Genomic DNA, 19,766 nt, shown 5'->3' with positions numbered 1-19,766 from the left:
GCACCACCCTCTCCCCAGCACTCTCCCATAAATGGGAGAGGGAGCTATCACGCCACCGCGCCCTCGAGGAAGTCCTTGGCGAAGCGCTGTAGCACACCGCCGGCCTTGTACACGCTGACATCGGCAGCGGTATCCAGGCGGCAGGTCACTGGCACCTTGATCGTCTCGCCGTTACGGCGATTGATCACCAGGGTCAGATCGCAGCGCGGTGAGATATCACCCTCGATGTCATAGGTTTCGGTGCCATCCAGACCCAGGGTCAGGCGCGTGGTGCCCGGCTTGAATTCCACCGGCAGCACGCCCATGCCCACCAGGTTGGTACGGTGAATGCGCTCGAAGCCTTCAGCGACGATCACTTCCACACCCGCCAAACGCACCCCCTTGGCCGCCCAGTCGCGGGACGAGCCCTGGCCGTAGTCGGCACCGGCAACGATGATCAGGTTCTGCTTGCGGTTCATGTAGGTTTCGATGGCTTCCCACATGCGCATCACCTGACCTTCCGGCTCGACGCGGGCCAGCGAGCCCTTCTTCACCTGGCCGTCGACCACGACCATTTCGTTGACCAACTGCGGGTTGGCGAAGGTGGCGCGCTGCGCGGTGAGGTGATCACCACGGTGGGTGGCATAGGAGTTGAAGTCCTCCTCCGGCAGGCCCATTTTCGCCAGGTACTCGCCCGCTGCCGAGTCCGCCAGGATGGCGTTGGACGGCGACAGATGATCGGTGGTGATGTTGTCCGGCAGGATCGCCAGCGGCCGCATGCCCTTGAGCGTGCGCTCGCCAGCCAGCGCACCTTCCCAGTACGGCGGGCGGCGGATATAGGTGCTCATCGGGCGCCAGTCATACAGCGGACTCTCGGCCTCCTGCACGCTGCCCAGGTCGAACATCGGGATGTAGATCTGCTTGAACTGCTCAGGCTTCACCGAGGCGGCGACGATCGCGTCGATCTCCTCGTCGCTCGGCCACAAATCCTTCAGCGTGATCGGATTACCCTGAGCATCGGTACCCAGCGCATCCTGCTCGATATCGAAGCGCACGGTACCAGCGATGGCATAGGCCACCACCAGCGGTGGCGAGGCGAGGAAGGCCTGCTTGGCGTAAGGGTGGATACGACCGTCGAAGTTGCGGTTACCACTCAGGACTGCGGTGGCATACAGGTCGCGGTCGATGATTTCTTTCTGAATCACTGGGTCGAGCGCGCCGGACATGCCATTGCAGGTGGTGCAGGCGTAGGCAACGATGCCGAAGCCAAGCTTTTCCAGCTCCGGCAGCAGGCCGGCCTCTTCCAGATAAAGCTTGGCGACCTTGGAGCCCGGCGCGAAGGACGTTTTCACCCAAGGCTTGCGCACCAGCCCCTGCGCGTTGGCCTTCTTCGCCACCAGACCGGCAGCGATGACATTGCGCGGGTTGGAGGTGTTGGTGCAACTGGTGATGGCGGCGATGATCACTGCGCCGTCCGGCATCAGACCTTCGGCCTCTTCGACCTTGCCGCTCTGCAGCTTGGCTTCGTCGGCAATGCCACGCTCGACCAGCGCCGAGGTCGGCAGGCGGCGATGCGGGTTGCTCGGGCCAGCCATGTTGCGCACGACACTGCCCAGGTCGAAGCGCAGCACGCGCTCATACTCGGCGGTTTTCAGTGCGTCGCTCCACAGGCCCAGGGTCTTGGCGTAGGTTTCCACCAGCGCCACCTGCTCCGGCTCGCGGCCCGTGAGCTTGAGGTAGTCGATGGTCTGGCCGTCGATATAAAACATCGAGGCGGTGGCACCGTATTCGGGGCACATGTTGGAGATGGTCGCACGGTCGCCGATGGACAGGCTGTCCGCCCCCTCGCCGAAGAACTCGACCCAGGCGCCCACTACCCTTTCCTTGCGCAGGAATTCGGTGATCGCCAGCACGATATCGGTGGCGGTGATGCCGGGTTGGCGCTTGCCGGTCAGCTCGACGCCGACGATATCAGGCAGGCGCATCATCGACGGATGACCGAGCATCACCGTCTCGGCCTCCAGACCACCGACGCCAATGGCGATCACGCCCAGGGCATCGACGTGCGGGGTGTGCGAGTCGGTGCCGACGCAGGTGTCGGGGAAGGCGATGCCACCGCGCGCCTGGATCACCGGGCTCATCTTCTCCAGGTTGATCTGGTGCATGATGCCGTTGCCGGCGGGGATCACGTCGACGTTCTTGAACGCGGTTTTCGTCCAGTCGATAAAGTGGAAGCGATCCTCGTTGCGGCGATCCTCGATGGCGCGGTTCTTCTCGAAGGCGTCCGGGTCGAAGCCCGGCGCTTCCACGGCCAGCGAGTGATCGACGATCAACTGGGTCGGCACCACCGGGTTGACCTTGGCCGGGTCACCGCCCTTTTCGGCGATGGCGTCACGCAAACCTGCCAAATCGACCAGTGCGGTCTGGCCGAGAATGTCGTGGCAGACCACGCGCGCCGGGTACCAGGGGAAATCCAGATCGCGTTTGCGATAGACCAGTTGCTCCAGCGCGGCGCTCAGGTCCTGCGGGTCGCAGCGGCGCACCAGTTGCTCGGCGAGCACGCGCGAGGTGTAGGGGAGCCTCGCCCAGGCGCCGGCCTGGATCGCCTCGACCGCCTCGCGGGCATCGAAGTAATCCAGCGCGGTGCCGGGCAGGCGCTTGCGGTATTGGCTATTCACGGTTTCAGTCATTTTATTTACGGTCCTTGAGCGGCACGAACTTCAGGTCTTCGGGGCCTGTGTAGTTGGCGCTCGGGCGGATGATCTTGCCGTCGATGCGCTGCTCGATGACGTGCGCCGACCAGCCGGCGGTACGGGCGATGACGAATAGCGGGGTGAACATGGCGGTGGGCACGCCCATCATGTGGTAGCTTACGGCGCTGAACCAGTCGAGGTTGGGGAACATCTTCTTGATGTCCCACATCACGCTTTCCAGGCGCTCGGCGATGTCATACATCTTGGTATTGCCCTGCTCCACGGACAGCTCGCGGGCCACTTCCTTGATCACCTTGTTGCGCGGGTCGCTGACGGTATAGACCGGGTGACCGAAGCCGATCACCACTTCCTTGCGCCCTACCCGCTCGCGGATATCGGCCTCGGCCTCGTCCGGGCTGTCGTAGCGTTTCTGCACCTCGAAGGCCACTTCGTTGGCGCCGCCGTGTTTCGGCCCGCGCAGTGCGCCGATGGCACCGGCGATGCAGGAGAACAGGTCGGAGCCGGTGCCGGCGATCACCCGCGAGGTGAAGGTGGAGGCGTTGAACTCGTGCTCGGCATACAGGTTCAGCGAGGTGTGCATGGCGCGCACCCAGGACTCGCGCGGCTTCTCGCCATGCAGCAGGTGCAGGAAGTGGCCACCGATGGAGTCATCGTCGGTGTCCACCTCGATGCGCTTGCCGTTGTGGCTGTAGTGGTACCAGTACAGCAGTGCCGAACCGAGGGAAGCCATCAGTTTATCGGCGATGTCGCGGGCGCCCGGATGGTTGTGGTCGTCCTTCTCCGGCGCCAGGCAGCCGAGCACGGATACCGCAGTGCGCATCACGTCCATCGGGTGCGCCGAGGGCGGCAGTTGCTCGAGCGCCGCCTTCACCCCGGCCGGCAGGCCGCGCAGGGCCTTGAGCTTGGCCTTGTAGCCGGCCAGCTCGGCCACATTGGGCAACTTGCCGTGCACCAACAGATGGGCGATTTCCTCGAACTCGCAGCGGTTGGCGAAATCGAGCACGTCATAGCCGCGGTAGTGCAGGTCGTTGCCGGTGCGACCGACAGTGCACAGCGCTGTGTTGCCGGCGGCAGTGCCACTGAGGGCGACGGATTTTTTCGGTTTGAAGCCAGGGGTGGTTTCGGTGGCACTCATGGTTATCTCCTCGACTCTTTTTGTTCTGCTGTGCTCTGGGTAGGGTGGGCTTCAGCCAACCGGCAGCGCTGATGCGGTGGGCTGAAGCCACCCTACGACCTCGCTGGTTTTACTTCTTGCCGGCGGCGAACAGCGCATCGAGCTTCTGCTCGAAGGCGTGGTAACCGATGCGGTCGTAGAGTTCGGCGCGGGTCTGCATCAGCTCGATCACGTCCTTCTGGTGGCCATTCTGGCGAATCGAGGTGTAGACACTTTCGGCCGCCTTGTTCGCCGCACGGAAGGCCGACAGCGGATACAGCTGGATGGCCACGCCGACCGAGGCCAGTTCGTCGCGGGTGAACAGCGGCGTAGCGCCGAATTCGGTGATGTTGGCCAGTACCGGCACCTTCAGCGCCTCGACGAAGCGTTTGTAGGTGGGCAGGTCGTAGGCCGCCTCGGCGAAGATTGCATCGGCGCCGGCCTCGACATAGCGCAAGCACCGTTCGATGGCGGCGTCCACGCCTTCAGCCTGGATCGCGTCAGTACGGGCGATCAGGAAGAAATCCGGATCAGTCTTGGCATCAGCGGCGGCGCGCACCCGGTCGCACATTTCCTCGCAAGAGACGATCTCCTTGCCCGGACGGTGACCACAGCGCTTGGCGCCGACCTGATCCTCGATATGCGCGGCGGCGGCACCGGCCTTGATCAGGTTCTTGATGGTGCGTTCGATATTGAAGGCGCTGGGGCCGAAGCCGGTATCGACATCCACCAGCAGCGGCAGATCGCAAACATCGGTGATACGGCGTACGTCGGTCAGCACGTCATCCAGGGTATTGATGCCCAGATCCGGCAGACCCAGGGAGCCGGCCGCGACACCACCACCGGACAGGTAGATGGCGCGAAAGCCCGCGCGCTTGGCCAGCAATGCATGGTTGGCGTTGATCGCACCGATCACCTGCAGCGGTTGCTCTTCGGCGAGGGCCTGGCGGAAACGCTGGCCGGCGGAAAGCTGGGTCATGAATCACCTCGGGTCTGGGATGAAGTGGCGAGCGCTTCGGTGTAGTGGCGCTCGATATTGCGCTTGGAGGCGCCGATGTGACGGCGCATCAGCAGTTCGGCCAGCTCGCCGTCACGTTCGGCGATGGCATCGAGAATGCGGTGATGTTCGGCGAAGGCCTGGTGCGGCCGGTTGGGCGTGGCGGAGAACTGCAGGCGGTACATGCGCACCAACTGGTACAGCTCGTCGCACAGCAGTTTGGCCAGGGTGCGGTTGCCGCTGCCCTGGATGATCCGGTAGTGGAAATCGAAGTCGCCTTCCTGCTGGTAGTAGCCGACGCCAGCCTTGAAGGCAGCGTCCTGCTCGTGCAGCTCCAGCACCCGGCGCAGCTCGTCGATCTCTTTTTGCGTCATGCGCTCGGCCGCCAGGCGGCAGGCCATGCCTTCGAGGGACTCGCGAATCTCGTACAGCTCGATCAGCTCGGCATGGCTGAGCGACACCACCCGGGCACCGACATGCGGTACGCGCACCAGCAGCTTCTGACCCTCCAGGCGGTGGATCGCCTCGCGCAGCGGACCGCGACTGATGCCGTAGGTACGCGCCAGCTCTGGCTCGGAAATCTTGCTGCCGGGGGCGATCTCGCCTCTGACGATGGCAGCCTGGATCAGGCGAAAGACATGCTCGGAAAGTGTTTCCGAATCCACCTGAGGCGCAGCAGCTATATCTGATTCGAGCAGCATGATTGTCGACACTACATCCACTTGATGACCGTAAAGCTACGCCTAAAAGCGAATATCGTCAAAGCAGACCAAAGTATTGTCGACAATGTTTTCAGCAGAACCAGCATCGGTTCTCGCGACCTTACTTGCAGAAAGCTACATAAGCGTCTGTCGGCACGGAAATTCCCCATGTTAGAATCCGCGCCTCGACGCCCGGCCATGCCTTTTGCCGTGCCTGCTAGACTCCAAAGCAGGTAGCGATATGGCAGGATGCCGCCAGACGCTGCCGCCGACCCGCCCCTGGCAATACCTCTCAAGGACACATGAGACTGAAACCCTTCTCCTTCTTGCTCTGCCTGCTCACCTTGTCCTGCCCGGCTTTGGCCATGGGCAAGAGCGTCTATGGCCTCAACGAATACATCCATATCGAAGAGCTCGACCTGATGGTCGCCGCCAAGCTCGATACCGGCGCCAAGACCGCTTCGCTCAGTGCGCGCGACATCAGGCGTTTCAAGCGTGATGGAGAAACCTGGGTCAGCTTCATTCTGGCCATCGACGATACTCACGAACGCACTTTCGAACGCCCGCTGGCGCGCATCAGCAAGATCAAGCGCCGCGCCGCCGACTTCGATGAAGAAGATGGCAAGAGCTACACCGCACGCCCCGTGATCGAGCTGGAATTGTGCATGGGTAACACCCTGCGCAGCATCGAAGTGAACTTGACCGACCGAAGCGCATTCCAATACCCGCTTCTGATTGGCTCCGAAGCACTCAAGCACTTCGAAGCCATGGTCGATCCGAGCCTTAAATATGCAGCCGGCAAGCCTGGCTGCACCAACGACGCAACCCCTGGCGAGTAATTCCCATGCGCTCTCTGAACCTGCATCTGAAAGTCCTGATCACCCTGCTGGTGACCCTGGGCGTTCTGATTACGGCATATCAAATCTTCATCCTCGGCATCCCGGTGACCGAAGACGAGACCGATGACCTGTGGAATATCGACGCCAAGGTCGAATTCCAGGCCAACCCACGTGAGCCGGTGAAGCTGCAGATGTTCGTGCCGCCGCTGAACCAGGACTACGTCAGCCTCAACGAGAGCTTCATCTCCAACAACTATGGCGTCAGCGTCAACCGTGTCGACGGCAACCGTCGCGTGACCTGGTCGGCGCGCCGGGCTAGCGGCAAGCAGACGCTGTACTACCGTCTGGTGCTGACCAAGCGCTACAGCGGTGAGCAGACTCAGGCCAAGGGCCCGATCTTCCGCGACAGCCTGCCGGTCGAAGGTCCGGAGAAGATCGCCGCCGAGGCGCTGCTGGCGCCTATCCGCCAGCACTCGGCAGACGTCGAGACCTTCATCAGCGAGACCATCAAGCGCGTCAACAACAGCAACGACGACAACGTCAAGCTGCTGCTGGGTGGCGACGCCTCCAGCATGAAAAAAGCCAAGGTCGTGGAGCTGCTGCTGTCCATTGCCCACGTGCCGATGGAGCGTGTGCACACCATTCGCTTGCTGAGTGAGGTGGCGCAGTCGCCGGAGCTGTGGCTGCGCAGCTTCAATGGCCAGAAGTGGCTGTACTTCAACCCGGAAACCGGCGAGCAAGGCCTGCCGGTTGACCGCCTGGTCTGGTGGACTGGCGACAGTGACCTGATCAACCTCGAGGGCGGCAAGCAGGCGCAAGTCAGCTTCAGCCTGAACAACAGCGAAATGAACGCCATCCGCCTGGCCAAACTGACCGACGAGAACACCGACGCGACCTTCCTCGAATACTCGTTGTACGGCCTGCCGCTGCAGACCCAGCAGACCTTCATGATCATGGTGATGATCCCGATCGGCGTGCTGGTCATCCTGATCCTGCGCAACCTCGGCGGCCTGCAGACCCTGGGTACCTTCACCCCGGTGCTGATCGCCCTGGCCTTCCGCGAGACCCAGCTGGGCTTCGGTATCTTCCTGTTCACCATCATCACCGCGCTCGGCCTGTCGCTGCGCTCGTACCTCGAACATCTGAAGCTGCAGATGCTGCCGCGCCTGTCGGTGGTGCTGACCTTCGTCGTGGTGCTGATCGCCACCATCAGCCTGTTCAGCCACAAGCTGGGGCTGGAGCGTGGTCTGTCGGTAGCGCTGTTCCCGATGGTGATCCTGACCATGACCATCGAACGCCTGTCGATCACCTGGGAAGAACGTGGCGGCAGCCATGCCTTCAAGGTCGCCATCGGCACCCTGTTCGCTGCCACCATCGCACACCTGCTGATGACCGTGCCGGAGCTGGTCTACTTCGTGTTCACCTTCCCGGCGATCCTGCTGATCCTGGTGGGTTTCATGCTGGCGATGGGTCGCTACCGCGGCTACCGCCTGACCGAACTGTTCCGCTTCAAAGCCTTCCTCAAGGACTAAGACCATGTTCGGCCTGATCAAGACGTGGAAGGCCCTTGAAGCCAAAGGCATCATGGGCATCAACCGACGCAATGCGGACTACGTGCTGAAGTACAACAAACGGCACCTTTACCCCATCGTCGACGACAAGATCATCACCAAGGAACGCGCCATCGAGGCCGGTATCGACGTGCCCGAGCTGTACGGCATCATCGATACCGAAAAAGGCATCGACAAGCTCGACGAGATCATCGCCGGGCACAATGACTTCGTCATCAAGCCGGCGCAGGGCGCCGGCGGTGACGGCATCCTGGTGATCGCCGACCGTTTCGAGGATCGCTTCAAGACGGTGTCCGGCAAGATCGTCAGCCACGAGGAGCTGGAGCAGCAGATTTCCAGCATCCTCTCCGGCCTGTATTCGCTCGGCGGCCATCGCGACCGCGCGCTGATCGAGTACCGCGTGACCCCGGACACCATCTTCAAGAGCATCAGCTACGAAGGCGTGCCGGACATCCGCATCATCGTGCTGATGGGCTACCCGGTGATGGCCATGCTGCGCTTGCCGACTCGCCAGTCCAATGGCAAGGCCAACCTGCACCAGGGCGCCATCGGTGTCGGTGTCGACCTGGCCACCGGCGTGACCCTGCGCGGCACCTGGCTGAACAACAAGATCAGCAAGCACCCGGACACCACCAATGCAGTGGACGGTGTGCAACTGCCGAACTGGGACGGCTTCATGAAGCTCGCCGCCGGCTGCTATGAGTTGTGCGGCCTGGGTTACATCGGCGTGGACATGGTGCTGGATCAGGACAAGGGCCCGTTGATTCTCGAACTCAACGCCCGCCCCGGTCTGAACATCCAGATCGCCAACGATTGCGGCCTGACCCATCGCGCCCATGCGGTGGAAGCACGCCTGGAAGAACTGAAGGCCAAGGGCATTCAGGAAAGCGCCGAAGAGCGCGTGCGCTTCTCCCAGGAGCTGTTCGGCCACGTGGCTGTCAAGCAGGACTAACCGTCCAGACAGGAGCCCATCCGGGCTCCTGCCCCCTCCCCCCAGCGCAGCCTTTCAGCCTGGCGACGTTGCCTAGCAGGCGACAACGCCGCTTAACGCACCACTGCCAGCTCGAACTCGCCCTCATCGCCATGGGCATGGCGCTGCATCCCCGCCTCATCCACTGCCAACGCCTGCAGCGGCCGCTTGAACGGCTTGTTATCGAGCGTCTGCAGGCCACGATCTTCATTGGTGGTCAGCAGCAGTACGTAGCGCTCACCGCGCTCGGCACGCACCTTGACCGTGCCTTCGATGAAGGCGTAGCGGTACCAGGTTTCCGGATACAGCTGGTACACCGCATCGCTGACCAGGCGCGTCGGACGTTTGTTCTCGTCGAGAAACAGCAGCGAGGGGTAGACCACTTGGCGATTGGCGAAGCTGCGAATACGCAGGCCGTAGGTCTGCCTCGAAGCCGGCAAGCGCACGGCTGCGTAGTAGCTGCGCCCCATGGGGAAGTCGAAGCTGGGCGAGTAACGGCCCAGCTCTTCGTAGCGCGGCTCCTCCGCTGAAAGCTCGGTGAAGTCACTCTCGCGCATCTGCCCGCAGCAGCGCGCCAGCAATTCCGCGTACAGGCCCGAGCCGCGTTCCGAACTGCCTTTGAGCAACGCCTGCATGGCCGCTGTCGGCTGGCCATCGAGCATGGGCAAGCCGGGTGTCGCGCGCTCGAAATCGACCTGGCGGCCCTCGCTGTAGCGCACCGTTTGCGTGCCCTCGGCACGTTCGCCCTTGGCACGCGTGGCAACCGGCGAGTTGTGTACCCGCCCCTGCTCGTCGACCCAGGTGTAATAAGGGCTGTCGTACTCGCTCCGGGAAAACCCGCGCCCCTCCAGCTCATCGGCATCGATGTAATCACCGACCCGCTCGCCACTGCCGAGCAGTTGATCGCGCTCGGCGCCTTCGCGCTTGGCGTCGCCGAGGTAGAAGCTGTTGCGCAACTGACCCCCGCTATCGACCCAGGTGTAATAACGGCGCTTGCTCTCGCCAGCGCCCGGGGCATCACCCGCTGTTTTCGCCGCATCGGCCAGACGCGCACGATCGCTCTGTTCGGCACGCTGCTGCGCCAGGCGCTGCTGCTCGGCGAAACGCTCGTCGACGAAGGTGTTGTGCACCCGCCCCAGGTCGTCGACCCAGGTCAGGTAACGGCTGGCGGCCAGCAGCGGCAGGCTGGCCAGGAGCAGTGCGAAGCACAGCAGCAGGCGCATGGCGTCAGAACCTCGAGGTGTAGGTCAGGGCGAAGATGTAGGCCTTCACCGTGGTCTCGATATTGAGCCCGGCATAGGGGTTGTAGACCAGGTTGTCCAAGCCCTCGCAATTGGCGTTGCAACTGCTGCCGGCGGGGATTTTCTGCTTGGAGACGAAGTAGTTGAAGCCGGCATCGATGGTGGTGTCGCGATCCCAGCGATAGCCGAAGCCGAGGCCGTAGAGATCGGCATCACCGACTGGCGCGAGAACATCGGCCTTGTCCTTGGGAATGGCCGAGGGGCGGTATTCGTAGCCAGCGCGCAGCGCCAGGCGGTCGTTGAGGTCGTACTGCACACCAGCACCCCAGCTCCAGGTGGCGCGGTAGCCACGGTCGAGAATGATGCTGCGCTCGGTGGCATTGCCGCCACCGAAGGTCTTGGCGATGCGCAGGATGTCGAGTTCGCGGTCGAACTCGATCTCGAACTTGTTCCAGTCGCTGTAATCGACCCAGCGCAGGTCGAAATTGAATTGCCACTTGTCCCAGGGCCGCAGCTTGATACCGGTGCTGAAGGCATCCGGGTAGGTCAGCTTGAGCGAGGCATTGCCGCTCTCTTCCTTCGCCCCATAAGGGAACAACGGGCTGAAGATGGCGCCGAACAGCGAACTCTGCAGACCGCTCCAGAAGCCCGACCAGTCCTTCGAATACTCGACGCGGTACTTGCCCTGCAGATTCATCCGCGACTCGCTCTGGTAGGTGGCACCCCAGGAGAACCAGTCCGTAGGCTCCCAAAGAACGCCCAGGTTGTAGCTCGGCGCCAAACTCTGCTGCAGATCGAGGTCGAGGTTGGCCAGCGAGTCGAACGGCCCAATGCTGCCGCCGCAGACGTTGAAGAATGATCCGATGACCTCATCCAGGCCGGGCAGGCACAAGGCTTTGTTGAGCATGCGGGTCAGCCCGGTGAGCATGCCGGGGTTGCGAAAATCCTGGTTCAGCGCCATCGCCTGGTGGGAAAAACCGATGGAAAGCCCCAGCGACAGCTCGTCGTTGACCTGGTAGGCCAGCGATGGCGAGAAGTAGGTGATGCGCTGCAGGGCCACCTGGCGCCCCTGGAAGCGCCCCGGATCGCTGTCCGAGTCCCGTGAATAGCCCAGCGCCATCGGCGCATAGACATCGGTGGCGAAGGTGAACTTGGAGCCTGGCGGGCTGATCGACAGACCAGCCATGGGCGCCACCAGCATGGGCAACTCGGTCATGCCGCCCAGGCCGGGCAGGTACATGGTCGGCGTCAGCGTTCGGCTGCTGGAGTTCTTGTAGGGATCGTCGTCATAGCCCATGAAGTTGTAGCCGGCGCGCGGGTCGAAGTCGGCGCGGATGTCCATCACCCCGCTGATCATCTTGACCATGGTCTGGCGCCCCTTGAGCTTGCTCAGCGCGGCCGGGTTGTAATGCACGGCATCGATACCGGTGGTATCGGCCGTGACGGCATTGCCCATGGCCATGGCCTTGGGGTTGCCGATGGTCAGGTTGTTGGCCAGCTGCGCCTGGGCCGGCTGCCAGCCGAGCAGGATGACCCCACCCAGCAGCGAAGCGCGCAGCGTTGCACGAGAATTCATGGCGGTCGCACTCGCTGCTTATTCGGCCTTCAGGCCCTTGATGTCCAGAGGCAGGGAAAAGCCCAGCAAAACGTCGGGCGAATCCTCGGTCATACCGAATCCGGCATTGATGTTGATGATGCGATCAGGCGAGGTGCGCAGGCCCAGGGAGAAGTTCATAACCGCACTGGTCTGCTCGGTGCCCTCCAGCGTGGCGTCCTGGAACTTGAAAGTAGGCGCCAGGTTGTGCGCCATCTGCAGCGAAGTTGCCAGCGATACGTCATAGGACAGCGCATAGGCGAAGCCCATGCTCATGGACAGACTGGAGCCCGGATCCACCTCTTCCAGCAGACGACCGCCGCGCACCTGATCGGCATCGCGAATCGGCAGGTTGTAGGTGTAGCCGAGTGAGCCAAACAGCACGACCGGATCGACCACATAGGACATGTTGGCGCCGACGCCCAGGCTGTAGTAGCCGTTGCCGGTGGCCATGCCATCGTCGACCTTGACGTCGTAAGGGCTTTCGCCAGTGGGCAGGCCGAGGGTAGCGAACAGGGTGGTCACCGGACGCCCACGCACCGAGGACCAGGGCTGCCAGCGCAGGCTGAGCGACAAATCGCCCAGGCTGTTGGTGTTGATGTCGCGCTCGGTGTCGTACTTGGCGACAAAGGGCACGCGCATGCTGAACGTCAGGTTGTCCCAGACGCCGTAGTCGAAGGTGAAGGAGTTGGTGAAGGTATGCTGCGCCTCGCTCTGGCCAATCACGCTGAATACGTTGTTGCCGGTGCGCACCGTCTGGATCTGCATGTCGCGCAGCAGCGAGTAGTCGAAGCCGTAGGTCAGCGTACGCTCGCCCTTCTTGAGCAGCGTGTAGCTCTTCTCCGCCGCCTGGAACACCTCTTCCAGCGCCTTACCGCTGTCGGCATCCTCCTCCTTCTTGGTCAGCGCCTCGCGGGCGTCGTCGACCGAGGTCTGTTCGGCAAGTACCTGCTGCGTCTGTGCTACGGCCAACAGCACGAATGCCAGCCGCGCATACCCCCAAAATCTCATGACGCTATCCCCAGATCGTTATTGTTATGCCGGGTGAATCACTTGCGGCGGATGTACTGGATGTCCCCGTCCGAGCCCAATCGGTCGGCCTGATCCGTCGTGAACTTGGCCACCTGGGGAAACTCGCGAAAAGCCAGCAGACTGATGGTGCGATCATCGATGGTACGCAGATCGCGGTCGTTCAATGCCAACGCGTTGACCGGCTCGTTGCCACTGGGAAAGATCACGAACAGCACGTTCTGATCCCAGATTTCCTCGAAGCGCACTCGGGTGAAACTGATGTTGCCCAACGATGGATCGGCCACGAAGACGTGGTCGTTGTAGACGTCACGCACCACCACGAAATGTTTGAAGCCGGCGTACTCGATCGGCACGATGGCCGGGTGTTCCAGCGCATCGAGATCGCTGAACGCAGCGCGGAAGCCACCGCTCTTGTAGCCCAGCGCGGCAACGAAGCGCTTCATGTCCAGCAACGAAAAGCCACGACGTTCGACGATCTTCTGCGCCTCGCCGAAGCGCAGCAGCCCCTCCATCACCTGGCGTTCTTCAAGATTGCGCCCCAGGTAGTAGTCCAGCAGCGTGGTCAGCGCCGCAGAGCCGCAGCTGTAGTCGTAGGCCTGGCGGATGACGTTGCGAAATTGCAGCTGGCTCATCGGCTCGAGCACCACCGACTCGCGCAGGGGGCCGTTGGGCAGTAGCGGCTGGCTGATGTTCACGGTGCCGGCGGGAGGCGGTTTGGTGTCGACGGCCTCGGTGAAACCGAACAGGCCGATGAGGCTGCCCACGAGAATCTCGATCATATCGCTGTCCGCCTACTGCACATCCGCGAACGGTGGCCCGCCCCCATGGGGAGCGAGCCACCGGCTGCCGGTCAACTCGGGATCAGTGACCCCAGACCTTGACGGTGGAACCCGCCATGTTCAGGTCGTTGATGGCGACGCCACCGATGCTGGTGTTGCCGATGTTGACGGCACCGACCTTGACCTCGCCGTTGATGGTCGGCAGGCCGATCTGCAGCTTGTTGTCAGCCACGTCGATGGTCAACGGAGCGTTCTCGTCGATGTTGAAGCCCGACAGGCTGACGGTGTTGAGGCTGAGGCTGTTGCTGCCATCAGTCACGTTGGCTTCGGTGTCGGTGTAGACGATGGAGCCGATGGTCGCGTTGAAGTTACCGGCGATGCTGATGCCGGCCTGACCGGTCACGTCCGCCAGATCGGTGTCGTCCAGCGCCTTGAGATCGGCGTGAGCGACGTAGGGAAGCGCCATGACAGCAGCGGCAAGAGCGATTTTCTTCAGGGTCATCATTGTTGTTATCTCCACAGTTCGAATGGGGGTTCCCCGGGCTCTGCCGGTGACATCCTGTCACCGCCAGGCGGATCGGCTCGTGCCGACCACCAGCCCTGTCGCGGCTTCCCTAGGAGCGCCAGGCCTGGATTCGCGAAACGCGGTGCGCTGCGCGATGGCTACAAGCTACTAATCCGCGATCACGCTGCCAGCCCATCCAAGGGATGGCGCTTTGACAGCTCAAGCTCGCGGGTTTGCCCTCAGGCCTCACTCAACAGCCCCAGGCTTTTGCCCTTGAGTACCGCCTGGGTACGACTGCGCACCCCCAATTTGGCGAACAGGTTGTGCAGGTGCCATTTGATGGTGGCCTCGGACAGGTGCACGGTCTGCGCGATATCGCGGTTGGACAGCCCCGCCGCCACGAGCCGCAGAATCTCCCGCTCTCTGTGGCTAACCCCTTGATTTTCCTCGAACTCCTGTGGATCTACAGCCAGGCGCCGACACTGCTCACGCAGCAGTTCCGCCACGCCTTGCCAGGCAACGGCCTGCCTGGGATGCGCTGCGCTCCACGCCTCCCAGAGGGGCAGCAGCCACAGAGCGTCGTCCTGGAACAGGCGGCGATACCCCCGTGCCCATGCATCGGCCAGGGTATTGGCGAAAAGTTCGAAGGCCTTGTCGCTGTTACCTTTGCGCCAGTACGCCACAGAAAGTAACAGCGCCAGACGCAAACGTCGGTCACGCTGGTGCTCGGCATTCTGCTTGAGCAGGCAGGTCTCCAGGCTCGACACTGCCTTGTCCACCTGCCGCTCGCTCAGAGCCAGGCGTGCCTGCGCCAGGGCCAGCGCCGTATGCGCATCGCCGTAGCGCTCGATGGGCAACGCGGCGAGGTGCCGTTCCAGTTGCAAGAGGATGCGCTGCGCCTCATTGGGGCGGCGCAGCCACAGCAGAAACTGCACCTTGCAGCCCATGCCGAGGGCAAACACCCGCTCGTAGCCCGGCCCCTGAAGACCGACCAGCCACTCTTCCAGTTGCCCCGGGCCCTGCTCCGCCTCACCGGCGAAGAAACGCGCCCGCGCCATCACCAGTTGTCCACGGCTGATCAGCTCCACCGGCGTCGCCACATCGCGCCAGGTGGTGGCCAACGGCAATTCGGCGAGAATCGCACCATGGCGGTCCTGCTCATACAGCAGATCGGCATAGGCCAGCGCCAGCGGCCCGCCTACCCGGCTGCGCCGGCCGAAGACCTGGGCCACCCGTGCCCGCGCGCTTTCGGCCTGGGAGCGGCCGCGCTCCAGCTCGCCGTACTCCTTGCAGATCAGTGCCTCGATCAGGCTGGCCATGACATGCAGGTATTCACTTTCGCAATCACGCAGGCTTTCACGTGCCACGGCGATGGCCTTGGCGGCCTCGCCGAACTCGCCGAGCAGGGCGAACGCCGCCGCCTGCACGCAGGCCAGGCTGGCGCGGAACACCGGCTGGTTGTGCGGCACCATGGCCAGCCACTGGCCGGCGACCTTGAGGCAGGCCTCGAGCTTGTCCTGGTACAACAGTACCAGCGCCTTGAGCACCTGCGCCGCGGCCATCAACTCGATCAGACCGAAATGCATGCCTTTGCCCCGGCCCTGCGCCAAACGCACGCTGACTTCTTCGATCAGCGCCTCGGACTCGGCGAATTTCTGCTCGAAGGCCAGTTGCCAGGCATAGAAGATCTGGAACACCGGCTGTTCGGCGATCACCAGCGGCGGAATGTCCTTGAGAATGGCGAGGATGCCGTACACCCGGTTGCCGGCGATCAATCTGGCACCCTGGCGCTCCAGCAGTTCGGCGGCGAAGGTGTAGTCACGCGCGCGCAATGCGTACTTGATGGACTTGTCGGCCAGTTCGTGCGCCTCGCACCAGCGCGCAGCGGCATGCAGCAGGTGGGCGGGATCACCGCGCTTGATCACCCGCTCCTGAAGAAACTCGGCGAACAGGTGGTGATAGCGGAACCACTCGCCCTGCTCGTCCAGCGGGATGATGAACAGTTGCTCGCCCTGCAGGCGACGCAGCATGTCGCGCCCATCCTGACGCCCGGTCAGGGCGTTGCACAGCTCGGCATTGAACTCGTCGAGCATCGAGGTCTGGTCGAGAAACAGCTGCAGACTCTCCGGCAGGCTCGCCACCACATCCTCGGCGAGGTAATCGGCGATGTCGCGCTCGGCGCCGGACAAACCGGCGAGAAAGGCGGCGCGATCCCGCTGCCTGGGCAATGCCAGTGCAGCCAGGTGCAGCGCCGTGATCCAGCCTTCGGTGCGGGCATAGAGCTGGTTCAGCTCGCCGTCTTCGAGCTGCATGTGTTTGATGTCACGGAAATAGGCTGCCGTTTCCTCACGATTGAGGCGCAGGTCTTCGGCCAGCAACCAGAACGCCCATTTGCCGAGCACGGGCTGGCCATCGAGAAACCTTGGGTGATAGCGCGTACTGACCACCAGATGCACGTGTTCGGGCAGGTGTTCGAGCATGTAACGCGCGCCCTCGCCCAGCGATGGGTGGCGCACCCGATGGAAGTCGTCGAGCATCAGATGCAGCGGATGGCCGAGGGTCTTGAGATCCTCGATGAAAGCGTCGATCACCGCTTCCAGGGGCCAGTTGATCTCTCCCTGCAGCAGGCTGGCGGTACCGCTGCCGAACCCCGGACAGGTGGCCTCGATGGAAGCGACCAGATACTGCAGAAAGCGCGTCGGCTCGCTGTCTGCCTCATCGCACGACAGCCAGGCGACAGCCGCTCCCTGCTCCAGCAGACGGCGGCGATACTGGCTGAGCACGGTGCTCTTGCCGAAGCCGGCCGGGGCACTGAGGATCACCAGGCGATGATCGCGCGCCGTCATCAATCGTTCGAGCAACGCCACGCGCTCGAGCAGCGGCGTGCCTTCGCCATGATGGGGATGCAGCTTGGTGCGTAGCAGCGCGAAGGCATGCAGACGAGGCTGGGATTGATCGTTCATGGTTCCAGTAGGCTCAGTTCACGGGCGCGACGGATGGCTTGGGTGCGGTTACGCACCTTGAGCTTTTCGTAAATGTTGTGCAGGTGCCATTTGACGGTGCCCAGGGCCAGCGCCAGTTGCTGGCCGATTTCCTCGTTGGACAAGCCCTTGGCCGCCAGGCAGACCACCTCGCGCTCGCGCTCGGTGAGCCCCTCCTCGAGGCTGTCTGTGGCCTGTTGTGCGGCTCGCCCGGGCCAGATCGCCAGCAGGCTGCGCAGGAAATTCTGCAGCGCCGGCTGGCGCTCGGCCGCCTCGAGCTGTTGCAGCAACTGGCGGATCGCCTCCCCCTCTTCGATGAACAGGCTGCGCACCTCCTCGCGCTCGGCACCGATCAGGCATTGCGCCAACAGGCTCTGCGCCCGTTCCTGATATCCCAGGCGCTGGTAACTCAGGGCTGAGAGCAGATCCAGGCGCAGGTGATGCAGATCGTGCATGCCCTGCTGCAACTGGCTGCGCAGTTGCGCGATCTCGTGCAGCGCCTCGCTGTAGTGACCACGCGCCTGCTGCAGGCGGATACGCGACAACCCCTGCACCCAGAGCACCTGATTGAATGCACGGGTGCGGTAATGACCGGCCAGCTTGGCCCAGTCCACCGCCTTCAGGCGTTGCTCAGCGCGTTTGCTGCGGTCGGTGGCCGGTTCCTGCAGGATCAGTGCAACCTCCTCGCCGACCGCCTGCACGTAGAAACGCCACGACTGGTGCCGCGCCGCCAGATTCTGCATCAGCACCAACGTGGCACCCGCCTCCTTGCCGCGCCCCTGCATGCGCTGCACCCGCGCCAGACAGAGCATGGCCTGGGCGTACAAATCGATGGGGTTGATCACATCCACGGTGGCCAGTGCCCAGCGCAAGCGTTCCTCGAGGCCTTCCAGACGTCCCTGGCGGTAATCGATCAGTGCCTTGGTGATGGTGGGCAATACCACCGCCCGCGAACGCGCGCCGAACCAGGGCGTGAAACGCTCGCGCAATTGCTGGAACAACAGCTGCGCCTGCTTGACCCGCCCCTGCTCCAGGCACAGAAGCACCTCGACGTTGGCCAGTTGCATGTCGAGGTAGCGCCCTTCGAGGAAATGGTTGCGCTGCTGCGCCAAGGCCAGCAAGCCACGCGCGGCACTGGCCTGGCCCAGCATCACCAGCGCCATGGCGCCGACGATGAGGATGGCCACCTCGAGAAAGGCGGTGTGCTGCCCCAACTGCGCCTCGATGCGCCGCGCCAGCGCCACGCAGGTGTCGAGATCGTCCTTCTGCAGGGCGATGACGGCCTTGATCGCCAGCGTCGCCAGCAGCCGCTCGCTGAGCGGGCCATTGCCACGGCTATCGCCCCAGCGCTGCAGCAACTCGTCGAGCAGGCGATTGGCTTCGCTCAGCCCCATCTCGGTCGCACGTGTCCAGACATCCGCCAGCACCAGTACCGGATAGCGCGCGGCCACGTCATCGGGCACCTGCTTGCGCCATTTGTAGATCAGGCCGAGCTGGCCGCGATTGATCAGCTCCAGACCACAGCCATCGAGCAGTGCGGCCAACATTTCCGCGTCTTCGGCAAGGCTGGCATGCTCGATGGCAAGGTTCTGCATGTGGTGGTTGGTGAACCACAGGCTGGCGTTGAAATGCAGTTGGCGGAAACGCTCGAGATCGCGCTCGCGCAGGCGGGCCCGCAGGAAATCGGCGAACAGGTTATGGAAGCGATACCACTGCCGTCCGCGATCCAGCGGCAGCAGAAACAGCTGCAGCGACTCCAACTCCTCCAGGAGCCGCTGGCCGTCCGGGCGACCGGTCAGGGCGCTAGCCAGATCGCCACTGAGCTGCTGCGCCACGCCGAGCGCCAGGAGCTGATCCTGGCGCTCGGCCGGCAGTTGTTCGAACACCGAGCGCAGCAGGTAATCCCCCACGACCCGCTGCGGATCGTCCAGCTCCACCATGCCGGTTTCGGTCTGCGGGCGATTGCGCAGCCACAGGCTGGCCAGGTGCACGCCGACCATCCAGCCTTCGGTGTGCCCGTAAAGCGTCTTGAAAGTCTCATCGGCCAGTTGCAGCCCGTCACGCTGCAGGTATTGCCGGGCTTCGTCGGGATCCAGGCGCAGCTCTTCGGCACCCAGTTCGAGCAGCAATCCCTTGGCGCGCAGCGTGGCGACATTGAGCGCAGGCTGCGAGCGACTGCCAATGGCCAGTGTGAAGGTCGGCGGTGCCAGCTTGACCATCCGGTTGAGCGAGGCCAGCAGTTCGCAGTCCTGGATCAGGTGCACATCATCGATCACCAGCAGCAGCGGTTCCTGCAGTTGCCCCAGCTCCATCAGCAGGCTCTCCATCACCGCGGAGGCCGGCACACGCATGGCGTTGCGCAGATAACCGGCGGCATCCTGGCCGAGGCCGGGGATGGCGCAGCCAAGTGCATCGATCAATTGCTGGAAGAAGCGCACCGGCTCGTCGTCATCGACATCCAGCGAGAGCCAGGCCACGTGCGCGCCCTGCTCGCGGCGCTGGGCGTAGAAATCGGCCAGCGCGGTCGTCTTGCCGAAACCGGCCGGCGCGCACACCAGCAGGAGATTGACATGCGGGTTGGCGGCCAGTGCAGCGGCGACACGCGGCCGTGCCAGGTGATCGGCACTGACCGGAGGAGGTGAAAGTCTGGAGCGCAACAAACTTCCGGCAGCAGGATCTCGAACTACGTCCATGGCCTGGGTCCCTTCGT

Annotated in this window: 14 protein-coding genes; 3 read left to right on the top strand and 11 right to left on the bottom strand. The window is 63.3% G+C overall.

Annotated elements, in window-relative coordinates:
- Window positions 1-47: 47 nt before the first annotated feature.
- The 4 genes from acnD to VC352_RS00615 all read right to left on the bottom strand — a co-directional run bounded on the left by acnD (window position 48) and on the right by VC352_RS00615 (window position 5,544).
- Complete coding sequence (acnD, locus tag VC352_RS00630; RefSeq protein WP_322978135.1) at window positions 48-2,657, bottom strand: Fe/S-dependent 2-methylisocitrate dehydratase AcnD; 2,610 nt, start codon at window positions 2,655-2,657, stop codon at window positions 48-50.
- Window positions 2,658-2,670: 13 nt separating this feature from the next.
- Window positions 2,671-3,828: a 2-methylcitrate synthase gene (prpC, locus tag VC352_RS00625; RefSeq protein ID WP_322977652.1), complete on the bottom strand. Its 1,158-nt coding sequence runs from the start codon at window positions 3,826-3,828 to the stop codon at window positions 2,671-2,673.
- Window positions 3,829-3,937: 109 nt separating this feature from the next.
- Entirely contained in the window at window positions 3,938-4,825 is an 888-nt protein-coding gene (gene prpB / locus VC352_RS00620; protein ID WP_322977651.1) for a methylisocitrate lyase, read from the bottom strand.
- Entirely contained in the window at window positions 4,822-5,544 is a 723-nt protein-coding gene (locus tag VC352_RS00615) for a GntR family transcriptional regulator (RefSeq protein WP_322977650.1), read from the bottom strand. Before VC352_RS00615 ends, prpB begins: the two co-directional genes overlap by 4 nt.
- Before the next feature lie 302 nt (window positions 5,545-5,846).
- On the opposite strand from VC352_RS00615, the gene VC352_RS00610 reads away from it, so the two are divergent.
- Genes VC352_RS00610 through VC352_RS00600 form a run of 3 tightly spaced genes read left to right on the top strand, consistent with a single transcriptional unit; the run spans window position 5,847 to window position 8,906 of the window.
- Window positions 5,847-6,383, top strand: coding sequence for an ATP-dependent zinc protease (locus VC352_RS00610; protein ID WP_322977649.1), 537 nt, complete (start codon window positions 5,847-5,849; stop codon window positions 6,381-6,383).
- Between the two features lie 5 nt (window positions 6,384-6,388).
- Window positions 6,389-7,915: an inactive transglutaminase family protein gene (locus VC352_RS00605; protein ID WP_322977648.1), complete on the top strand. Its 1,527-nt coding sequence runs from the start codon at window positions 6,389-6,391 to the stop codon at window positions 7,913-7,915.
- A 4-nt stretch (window positions 7,916-7,919) separates the two neighbouring features.
- Window positions 7,920-8,906, top strand: coding sequence for an alpha-L-glutamate ligase-like protein (locus VC352_RS00600; protein ID WP_322977647.1), 987 nt, complete (start codon window positions 7,920-7,922; stop codon window positions 8,904-8,906).
- 92 nt (window positions 8,907-8,998) lie between these two features.
- On the opposite strand, the gene VC352_RS00595 is transcribed toward VC352_RS00600, so the two are convergent.
- The 7 genes from VC352_RS00595 to VC352_RS00565 form a co-directional block, all read right to left on the bottom strand.
- Window positions 8,999-10,147, bottom strand: a complete 1,149-nt coding sequence (locus tag VC352_RS00595; RefSeq protein WP_322977646.1) for a MalM family protein — start codon at window positions 10,145-10,147, stop codon at window positions 8,999-9,001.
- Between the two features lie 4 nt (window positions 10,148-10,151).
- On the bottom strand, window positions 10,152-11,741 hold the full coding sequence (locus VC352_RS00590) for an outer membrane protein transport protein (RefSeq protein ID WP_322977645.1): 1,590 nt from the start codon (window positions 11,739-11,741) through the stop codon (window positions 10,152-10,154).
- Window positions 11,742-11,759: 18 nt separating this feature from the next.
- A complete protein-coding gene (locus tag VC352_RS00585) occupies window positions 11,760-12,770 on the bottom strand; it encodes a transporter (protein ID WP_322977644.1) in 1,011 nt (336 codons plus the stop codon).
- 38 nt (window positions 12,771-12,808) lie between these two features.
- Window positions 12,809-13,570 (bottom strand): C39 family peptidase, encoded by a 762-nt coding sequence (locus VC352_RS00580; protein WP_322977643.1) that lies wholly within the window; start codon window positions 13,568-13,570, stop codon window positions 12,809-12,811.
- An 82-nt stretch (window positions 13,571-13,652) separates the two neighbouring features.
- Entirely contained in the window at window positions 13,653-14,075 is a 423-nt protein-coding gene (locus tag VC352_RS00575; protein ID WP_322977642.1) for a DUF6160 family protein, read from the bottom strand.
- Between the two features lie 239 nt (window positions 14,076-14,314).
- The gene (locus VC352_RS00570) at window positions 14,315-17,038 is read right to left on the bottom strand and encodes a helix-turn-helix transcriptional regulator (protein ID WP_322977641.1); all 2,724 of its coding nucleotides are present in this window, start codon (window positions 17,036-17,038) and stop codon (window positions 14,315-14,317) included.
- Window positions 17,035-19,749, bottom strand: coding sequence for a LuxR C-terminal-related transcriptional regulator (locus tag VC352_RS00565; protein ID WP_322977640.1), 2,715 nt, complete (start codon window positions 19,747-19,749; stop codon window positions 17,035-17,037). Before VC352_RS00565 ends, VC352_RS00570 begins: the two co-directional genes overlap by 4 nt.
- Window positions 19,750-19,766: the final 17 nt, after the last annotated feature.

This window comes from Pseudomonas sp. C11, assembly GCF_034683865.1.
Lineage (GTDB): Bacteria > Pseudomonadota > Gammaproteobacteria > Pseudomonadales > Pseudomonadaceae > Aquipseudomonas.
The sequence above is the reverse complement of the archived record's forward strand: the minus strand, read 5'-3'. Positions and strand labels throughout refer to the sequence as shown.

Bases quoted from the DNA above. Each gene is read 5' to 3' on its own strand.
- prpC (WP_322977652.1), bottom strand. From the start codon at position 3,828: ATGAGTGCCACCGAAACCACCCCTGGCTTCAAACCGAAAAAATCCGTC.
- VC352_RS00595 (WP_322977646.1), bottom strand. From the start codon at position 10,147: ATGCGCCTGCTGCTGTGCTTCGCACTGCTCCTGGCCAGCCTGCCGCTG.
- prpB (WP_322977651.1), bottom strand. From the start codon at position 4,825: ATGACCCAGCTTTCCGCCGGCCAGCGTTTCCGCCAGGCCCTCGCCGAA.
- VC352_RS00585 (WP_322977644.1), bottom strand. From the start codon at position 12,770: ATGAGATTTTGGGGGTATGCGCGGCTGGCATTCGTGCTGTTGGCCGTA.
- VC352_RS00605 (WP_322977648.1), top strand. From the start codon at position 6,389: ATGCGCTCTCTGAACCTGCATCTGAAAGTCCTGATCACCCTGCTGGTG.
- VC352_RS00615 (WP_322977650.1), bottom strand. From the start codon at position 5,544: ATGCTGCTCGAATCAGATATAGCTGCTGCGCCTCAGGTGGATTCGGAA.
- VC352_RS00565 (WP_322977640.1), bottom strand. From the start codon at position 19,749: ATGGACGTAGTTCGAGATCCTGCTGCCGGAAGTTTGTTGCGCTCCAGA.
- VC352_RS00610 (WP_322977649.1), top strand. From the start codon at position 5,847: ATGAGACTGAAACCCTTCTCCTTCTTGCTCTGCCTGCTCACCTTGTCC.
- VC352_RS00590 (WP_322977645.1), bottom strand. From the start codon at position 11,741: ATGAATTCTCGTGCAACGCTGCGCGCTTCGCTGCTGGGTGGGGTCATC.
- VC352_RS00570 (WP_322977641.1), bottom strand. From the start codon at position 17,038: ATGAACGATCAATCCCAGCCTCGTCTGCATGCCTTCGCGCTGCTACGC.
- VC352_RS00600 (WP_322977647.1), top strand. From the start codon at position 7,920: ATGTTCGGCCTGATCAAGACGTGGAAGGCCCTTGAAGCCAAAGGCATC.
- VC352_RS00575 (WP_322977642.1), bottom strand. From the start codon at position 14,075: ATGATGACCCTGAAGAAAATCGCTCTTGCCGCTGCTGTCATGGCGCTT.
- VC352_RS00580 (WP_322977643.1), bottom strand. From the start codon at position 13,570: ATGATCGAGATTCTCGTGGGCAGCCTCATCGGCCTGTTCGGTTTCACC.